7 protein-coding genes are annotated in these 7,420 nt (G+C 64.4%); 4 read left to right on the forward strand and 3 right to left on the reverse strand.

Annotation, left to right across the window (positions count from 1 at the left end):
- Positions 1–198 precede the first annotated feature (198 nt).
- The 3 genes from ASF08_RS14750 to ASF08_RS14760 form a co-directional block, all read right to left on the reverse strand.
- Positions 199–429, reverse strand: a complete 231-nt coding sequence (locus ASF08_RS14750) for a DUF6429 family protein (protein WP_056146667.1) — start codon at positions 427–429, stop codon at positions 199–201.
- A 312-nt stretch (positions 430–741) separates the two neighbouring features.
- Positions 742–1,407, reverse strand: coding sequence for a metallophosphoesterase family protein (locus ASF08_RS14755; RefSeq protein WP_056146659.1), 666 nt, complete (start codon positions 1,405–1,407; stop codon positions 742–744).
- A complete protein-coding gene (locus tag ASF08_RS14760) occupies positions 1,404–3,545 on the reverse strand; it encodes a helicase-related protein (protein ID WP_056146660.1) in 2,142 nt (713 codons plus the stop codon). The genes ASF08_RS14755 and ASF08_RS14760 overlap by 4 nt, the downstream gene beginning before the upstream one ends.
- Before the next feature lie 480 nt (positions 3,546–4,025).
- Between ASF08_RS14760 and ASF08_RS14765 the strand changes: the two genes are divergently transcribed.
- From ASF08_RS14765 to ASF08_RS14780, 4 genes are read left to right on the forward strand one after another with little or no spacing between them, the layout of a single operon-like run.
- The gene (locus ASF08_RS14765; RefSeq protein ID WP_156629603.1) at positions 4,026–5,183 is read left to right on the forward strand and encodes an acyl-CoA dehydrogenase family protein; all 1,158 of its coding nucleotides are present in this window, start codon (positions 4,026–4,028) and stop codon (positions 5,181–5,183) included.
- Entirely contained in the window at positions 5,180–5,767 is a 588-nt protein-coding gene (locus ASF08_RS14770) for a class I SAM-dependent DNA methyltransferase (protein WP_056146662.1), read from the forward strand. The genes ASF08_RS14765 and ASF08_RS14770 overlap by 4 nt, the downstream gene beginning before the upstream one ends.
- Entirely contained in the window at positions 5,745–6,485 is a 741-nt protein-coding gene (locus ASF08_RS14775) for a cytochrome b/b6 domain-containing protein (RefSeq protein ID WP_238254302.1), read from the forward strand. Before ASF08_RS14770 ends, ASF08_RS14775 begins: the two co-directional genes overlap by 23 nt.
- Positions 6,482–7,222: a molybdopterin-dependent oxidoreductase gene (locus ASF08_RS14780; protein WP_018042294.1), complete on the forward strand. Its 741-nt coding sequence runs from the start codon at positions 6,482–6,484 to the stop codon at positions 7,220–7,222. The genes ASF08_RS14775 and ASF08_RS14780 overlap by 4 nt, the downstream gene beginning before the upstream one ends.
- Positions 7,223–7,420 lie beyond the last annotated feature (198 nt).

The following is a 7,420-nucleotide window of genomic DNA, read 5'->3' on the forward strand; positions in this document are numbered from 1 at the left end:
CTCATAACCTGAAGGTCACAGGTTCAAATCCTGTCCCCGCAACCAAACACACCAGAACACAACACGCAAAAGCCCGCAGCGTAAAACGCCGCGGGCTTTTCCGTGTCAAATGACATAGAGAAAAAACAAACGCTGTCGCTGTCGAACTGCTCAGGATCGGGAAGAGCCGGCCCGCAAACCGCAGACTTGGCAGCGCAGTCATTCGGTCCGAGCGAACAGGACTCGAAATAGTTTCTCCGCTTGATGCAGCCCCTCGTCGGTCAGCACGACCGACTTCGCCTTGCTCGCCGGGTCGGAGATCATCCCCTTCCGGTGAAGGCGTTCCATCGCGTTCCAGTCGAAGCCCTTCCAGGCACGACGCTCATCGTGAAGCGTCAACCGCAGGAGCGCTAGAACAGCGGCGTCGATTTTCTCCTCGTCGATGTCCATCCTCACAAACCTCTTATGCAAAGCCCGAAAGCGCTGCGGTCTTCACCGGATGCATAGGATGAGCCTCATCGAAAGAGCAGGTAAACGCCCTCTTTTCGAAATCCGCCAAGGCTGATCATACCCCAAACAGCTATGAGCGCGAGGTCACGGCCGCCTTGTGCGGATAAGTCCGATCACGGATCTCATCACTGAAACCAATCGCCCATACTCTGCTGGATGGCAGCACCATGGATTTGGCGGTCTACTCGCCAAAAATACTTTCACTCTCCCCAACGGTCGTTCCGAACGGAAGCGGTCATCGAATTCTCCGGTTCACATGCTCACCTGCAGGAACTCGACGGCGGGGCCGGCTTCAGGAGTGAATACGGCTGCGGTGAGGAGGCATCCAAAAACACAGGCCGTGTCGACGTTCGTTCGGAAGGGATGAACGTCCGGCCTGCCGGTCTTTTGCGGGGTGTGGCCGTGGACGACGTGCTTGCCGAAATCGAAATCCTCGGTGAGGAACGGCTTTCGGATCCAGAGTCTGGCCTCCACGTCCGGGTCGATACCGGGCCTTCCGGGGCGAAACCCGGCATGGACGAAATAGCGCCGCTCATCCTCATGGACCGTGTCGAGGCCCGACATCCAGTTGAGCGCATCGCGCGGCAGCTCCTCCGGATCGCGGATGCCGAATGACGCCAGCGTACTTCGACCGCCATTCTCCAGCCAGGCGGTGACGCCGAAGGGCTTTTCGTAGGCATCGAGCAACATCCGCTCGTGATTGCCCATGAGAAACGTGGCTTTCTCGCCTCCCGTCCGATCGAGATCCTGAAGGATTCGCAGGACGCCGGCACTGTCCGGTCCGCGATCGATGTAGTCGCCGAGAAAGACGAGGCGGTAGTCGCGACCACCGCAATGATGAGCGATCTCCGCCAGGAGTCGCTCGAGGGCATCGGCGCATCCGTGGATGTCGCCGATGGTGTAAGTCAGACGAGTCATCGCACTCCCGGCCGCGACCGCCGACGTTCGGCCTTGCGCGTCGCCGTCTCTCTTAGATGTTTCTCGATGACGGCGTTGGCCCGGCCGCGCATGGCACGGATCTGTTCGTCGTCGTCGAAGGTTTCGGGGAAGCGGCGCGACAGCCAGAGATAAGCGCTCGCCAGCCGCACCGTCCGTTCCTGATAATCGAGTTCCCCGCTGAGATTGGCACGCAACGCCGGAACGGTCGTGCGCGTGGCCCGAGCCTGCGCCCAGCGTTCCAGCATGGCGATGGCGATCTCATCGCGCCGGTTGACCGGGCAGACCGAGAAGGCGAACTTTTCCTCGATCGGCAAGGCAGCGCGGTCGATGACCTTCGCGACATCGAGGATTTCGTCGAGGGCGGAGGGCTGGAACGGCGACCCTGCATAGAAGGTGGACCGCGCGAAATGCGTCATGACCTCGCGCAGGCTCGCCGTGCGCATCTCCTCCGCGACGGATCGGATCGCGATCAGATCGGGGCGCACGAAGAAGCGCGTATCGGCGGCTGGTGCCGTCGGCGCTCCGGCGAGCGCGGCGCGGATCGGTTCGATGCCAACGGCGTCGGTGGCGGCGACGTAACCGACATCCTGATGGCCGAAGCGCCCGGCACGCCCGGCGATCTGACGAATCTCGGAATTCGTCAAGGCACGCTCGCCGACCCCATCCCATTTGCGGGTCGCGGAGAAGACGATGCGCTTCAGAGGCCCGAGGTTGAGACCCATGCCGATCGCATCCGTGGTGACCAATACGGTGGCCTCGCCGGTGCGGAACCGTGCGGCTTCCGCTCTCCGAACTTCGGGAGACAGGGCGCCGTAGATCGTCGCCACGCTGTGACCGGCGGCGACCAGGATCTCGCGATTCTCATGCACTGCGCGTCGCGAGAAGGCGACGACCGCGTCCCCTGGCTCGACGTCCTCGAGGGGGACGGGCTTGTCCAGAAGGACGAGGGGCGTCTTGCGAACGAAGGTGATGACCTCGAGCGATTCGTTGGCTGCCTCCGCCGCGCGCCGGACGGCGGCGAGCGCATCGTCGGACCCGCAGACGACGACGGTCTTGGCCGGGATACCGAAGAGGGCGTTGGTCCAGGCCCAGCCGCGGTCAGGATCGGAGAGCATCTGGATCTCATCGATCACGGCGACATCGACGGGCCGGATCAGATCCGCGGTCTCGATAGTCCGCGATGTGTGGGTCGGCCTGTCTTCGCCGAGTACTTCCTCGCCGGTCACCATCCCGGCCTTGAGGCCCCGCTCGGCGAGCCCCTCGTAATTCTCGAGGGCAAGGAGCCGCAGCGGCGCGAGATAAGTCCCCGTCGGGGCCGCTGCGAGTAATTGCAGGGCCGCGTAGGTCTTGCCCGAATTGGTCGGCCCCATATGGAAGATGATGCGACGGCCGAGGCGCCGGGCGACCGTGAATTTCTCGATGTAAGCACCGAACCCGACCTGATCGCGCAGGCGGCGCAGGCGGGAATCCTCTCGCGCGACGACCTTGGCGCGTTTGCGCACCGGGGCCAGGGTATCGCTCATGGAACGCCCGAGATTCGGCCCGGCATGGAACACCCGCGAGCGGAGGGAACGGTCCATGTGATCGATATAGGTAACGGCGTCGGCGCCGACCTCGCGCAGATCCCCGGTGATCGCGTCCCTGAGGCGTTCGATGGAGGCGTGGAGCGTCTGTCCGGTCCGTGCGGTGATCTCGGCCACGGCGGGTCGCAACGTCTCGATGCGCCAGGTCGGGTCGTTGCGCTCCGCCATGCCGGCGACGATCTCGGCCGCGACGCCCTCCAGGGGAACCTCCACCCGCACATCCAGACGGTTGCCATCGAGGAGCGGCAGCAGCACGCGCACTCGCCACAGGAGGGTATCGTTCTCGGCGACCGTGACCTTGAGCCCGGGCACGCTCTTGCTCACCGCCGCGGCGCCTGTCCTCGCGAACGCGCTTTGCGCCTTCATGCGCCGCAGCCCTTTGCCGACACGCGCATCCTCGACATAGCCACCGAATTCCGGAAGATCGAGGTGAAGCCGCAGTGCCTCGATGTCCACCGACCGTGGCGGAAGCCCGAGACGGGCGACGACGTCCCTCAGGATATCGACGGTGGGTTGAGCGCGCTTTCGCGCCATAAGCATCGATCCTGGACAATCGTTCGTGGAGCCGCTTCGACCCGGCATCGTCTCGTGGGTCTACACGAGGCGAATGCGGAGCCATGGCGACGCTGCCCGATCTCAGGCCCGCCGCCTATCCCGGAGATGTGGATAAGGCCGCATTTTTACGCGGCGGATCGAGCGTCGCGACAGGAATGCACGATTTGGCCGCATGGCGTTGAACCGGCCCAAGGTTTCGCTGGTTGTCGAGACAACTCACTGCTTCCTCGATGACCGAAGGCAAGAACCTGCGCGCGTCTATTCTCCTTTTCGATCGATCGATTCTGATCTTTCCGTACCGGAACTCGGATCCCGCCACGTGCGACGAGGAGGAAGCGGACAAACGACGGATGTTCGCGTCGGGGTGTCATACGATCGAGTGCAGGCCGAAATCTGTCCGGCCTCCTGGTCCCATGTCATGAATGGTCGGTATCGAGGCGCGACGGCCGCACGGAGAGGATGAACAGCGTGGACCAGCCGATACGGGTCGCCCACAGCATTGTCGATGCCGCGAGGATGGTCGCACGGGCCGCCGCCGCGCGGGCGGCCGAACATGACCATGATGGCGGGTTCCCGGCCGCGGATATCGAGCATCTGCGTACGCTCGGCCTGCTCGCCGCGCCGATACCGCGGGACGAGCAAGGCGCCGGCCTCGGCGAGGAGCCGGGCGCCTCGGATCTCTGCGATGTGCTGCGTATCATCGGGAGCGGAAGCCTGGCGCTCGGTCGACTCTACGAGGGCCATGTCAACGCCCTTCAACTGGTTGCACGATATGGCGACGCCTCCCAGCGCACCCGTCTTTTCGCCGATGCGCGAGGGGGGCATCTCTTCGGTGTCTGGAACACCGAGCCCGCGGATGACGGGTTGAAGCTCGTCGAGCAGCCCGGTGGCTATCGTCTGAGGGCAGGCAAGATCCTCGCATCCGGCGCGGGCTTCGTCACCCGTCCCCTGGTCACCGCCCGCACGATCCCCGGCGACCGCGCCTTCATGGTGGTGCCCGAGCTCGCATCCGGCACGCGGGCCGATCTCTCCGCTTGGCGGGCCCACGGAATGCGCGCCTCGGCGACGGGAAAGGTGGATCTCACCGGGCTCGAGATCGCACAGGACGGTCTGCTCGGCGAGGCGGATTCCTATTCCAAACAGCCGTATTTCTTCGGCGGCGCCTGGCGTTTTGCCGCCGTCCAGCTCGGGGGGATCGAGGCCGTGCTCGATATCTGGCGCGACCATCTGCGCCGGACCGGGCGAGGTCACGATCCGCATCAATCGGCCCGGCTGGGGGAGGGGCTCGTCGCCACCGAGAGCGCCCGCCTCTGGGTGGAGCGCGCCGCGCGCATCGTATTCGAGGACGACCTCTGCCCTGAGCGAATCGTGGCCTACGTTCACCTGGCGCGAACCGCCGTCGAGGCCGCAGGGCTGTCGGTGCTGCAGCTTGCTCAACGCTCCGTGGGGTTGCAGGGCTTCCTGCGCGATCACCCCCTCGAACGGGCCTCACGCGATCTCGCTACCTATTTGCGACAGCCGGCGCCGGATTTCGCGCTGACATCCGCCGCGCATTATGTCCTTGGTGAGACCGGGTCCGCCGGTGATCTCTGGCGCGACTCCGGAGATGTCCCATGACGCGTCACTCGCAGACGATGCCGCCGGATTATTTCGAGAACCGCTACGCCGACGATCCCGACCCCTGGCAGTTCACCACCAGCACATACGAGGCCGCCAAATACGCGGCGACCTTGGACGTGTTGCCGAAGCCGCGTTTCGCGTCGGCGCTGGAGATCGGCTGCTCCATCGGCGTGTTCACCAAGGCTCTGGCATCCCGATGTGATGCTCTCATCGGCCTCGATACGGCGGAAAAGGCCCTCGAACAGGCGCGTGGACGCTGTGAATCGCTCCCACACGTGCGGTTCGAGCGTCTGCACGTTCCCGGCCAATGGCCGCAGGGCAGGTTCGACCTGATCCTGATCTCGGAGGTGCTCTACTTCCTCGACGCCGACGATATGGCCCATCTGACCAAGCGCATTCTCGATGCCCTCGACCCCGGCGGGATCGTCGTCCTCGTTCACTGGACCGGTCTCACCCATTATCCGCAGACGGGGGACGAAGCCTCGGACATGCTGATCGGCCTCCTCGATGGGGCCATCCGCGTCGACCATCATAGTCGCACCGAGCGGTACCGACTCGATGTCCTCATCCGTATCACCTGAACTCGTCCCGGTGGAACCGGGCGCCGGGGCGAAGAACGGTCCGACCGTATTCCGGCATCCGGCTTGGCTGAGGTTGACCCATTGGGTGAATGCCGCGGCCTTCCTTGTCCTGCTGGTCAGTGGAATCGCCATCCTTCTCGCCCTGCCGCGCCTGTTCTGGGGAGAGACGGGTGCCAACGACGCGCCGGCCTGGATCGAACTGCCGCTGCCGGTGAACCTGGAACAGACTGGCTGGGGTCGGAACCTCCATTTCCTCGCCGCCTGGATCCTCGTCATCAACGGGCTCGCCTATCTGCTACTCATCCTGGCGAGCGGACATCTCCGCAGGAGCTTGGTGCCGGATCGGGATCAACTGTCCGCCCGGCATCTCGCGCGGGAAATCGGCGATCATCTCAGATTGGAGAAGGCGCGCGGCAAGGAGGCGCTCCGCTACAACGCCTTGCAGAAATTCGCCTATCTCGGCGTGGTCCTGATCCTGTTTCCCGTGATGGTGCTGAGCGGGCTCACCATGTCTCCGGGGTTCACGACCGCCTTTCCGGAGCTCTTCAGCCTGTTCGGCGGCCGTCAATCCGCACGGACGATCCATTTCCTGGTCGCCAGCCTGCTCGTCCTTTTCTTGATCGTCCACGTGATGCAGGTCTTCGTCGGCGGCGCCGGTAATCTCCTGCGCTCGATGGTCACCGGGCGTTTCACCATTCCTCCGGAGACGGAACGATGACCGATTTTTCCCGACGGCGCGTTCTGACGGGGTCGGCCGGTCTCATCGGCGCTGGTTTCCTCGGCGGCTGCGACGCGCCGGCGCTGAGCCGCCTGGCGACGCCCTACGATTGGAGCAACGGGCTGACCTTCGCCGTGCAGCGCTGGCTTCTCAGACGACAACCCCTCGTCCGGGAATTCGGGCCCGAAGCGATCTCCGCCGTTTTTCCGACCATCAACACGACCGATCCGGACGCTCCCGCCTACAGAACATCCAAGGCCGTCGGTTTCACCGATTGGAAGCTGCCGGTGACGGGACTCGTCGACAAGCCGGGGGCTTTTTCCCTCTCCGACCTCAAGGCGATGCCGGCCAGGACACAGATCACGCTGCACAGCTGTGAACAGGGGTGGTCGGCGATCGCGGGTTGGACGGGCGTGCCCCTGGCTCATCTCCTCGCCCATGTGGGGTTGAAGCCCGAGGCCCGTTTCATTGTGATGCGCAGCGTCGACGGCTGGTGGGACAGCTACGATCTGTTCGATGCGCTGCACCCGCAGACGATCCTCGCCTACGGCATGAACGGAGGAGACCTGCCCATCGCCCACGGCGCGCCTCTCCGCCTGCGGGTCGAGCGTCAACTCGGCTACAAGAGCCTCAAATACCTGACCCAGATCGAGGCCGTCGAGCACGTCGATGGCTTCGGGAAGGGGAGGGGGAGCATGGTCGCCGAACTGGGCTTCCCCTGGTACGCGGGGATCTGAGCGGCCCTCGAAGGCGGGCGGCTCGCGTCGGGTTTCTGCGGCCTTTGTCATCGACGTGTCGTTTTAGGTGTTGACGCGTCGGGTCGGTCTCCGTATATCCCTGTTCATCGGCGGCGGCCAGCGGGGACTTCGGTTCGGCGGGTGGCTGTTGTGTCTTCTGGGTGATGATCGGATGGATGATCCGGCTGGTTAGCTGGG

Origin of the sequence: Methylobacterium sp. Leaf85 (genome assembly GCF_001422125.1) — a bacterium.
In the GTDB taxonomy this organism is placed as follows: domain Bacteria; phylum Pseudomonadota; class Alphaproteobacteria; order Rhizobiales; family Beijerinckiaceae; genus Methylobacterium; species Methylobacterium bullatum.

What these genes read in the sequence shown, in the direction of transcription:
- ASF08_RS14750 (WP_056146667.1), bottom strand. Translation starts at nt 429, where the DNA reads ATGGACATCGACGAGGAGAAAATCGACGCCGCTGTTCTAGCGCTCCTG.
- ASF08_RS14755 (WP_056146659.1), bottom strand. Translation starts at nt 1,407, where the DNA reads ATGACTCGTCTGACTTACACCATCGGCGACATCCACGGATGCGCCGAT.
- ASF08_RS14760 (WP_056146660.1), bottom strand. Translation starts at nt 3,545, where the DNA reads ATGGCGCGAAAGCGCGCTCAACCCACCGTCGATATCCTGAGGGACGTC.
- ASF08_RS14765 (WP_156629603.1), top strand. Translation starts at nt 4,026, where the DNA reads ATGAACAGCGTGGACCAGCCGATACGGGTCGCCCACAGCATTGTCGAT.
- ASF08_RS14770 (WP_056146662.1), top strand. Translation starts at nt 5,180, where the DNA reads ATGACGCGTCACTCGCAGACGATGCCGCCGGATTATTTCGAGAACCGC.
- ASF08_RS14775 (WP_238254302.1), top strand. Translation starts at nt 5,745, where the DNA reads ATGTCCTCATCCGTATCACCTGAACTCGTCCCGGTGGAACCGGGCGCC.
- ASF08_RS14780 (WP_018042294.1), top strand. Translation starts at nt 6,482, where the DNA reads ATGACCGATTTTTCCCGACGGCGCGTTCTGACGGGGTCGGCCGGTCTC.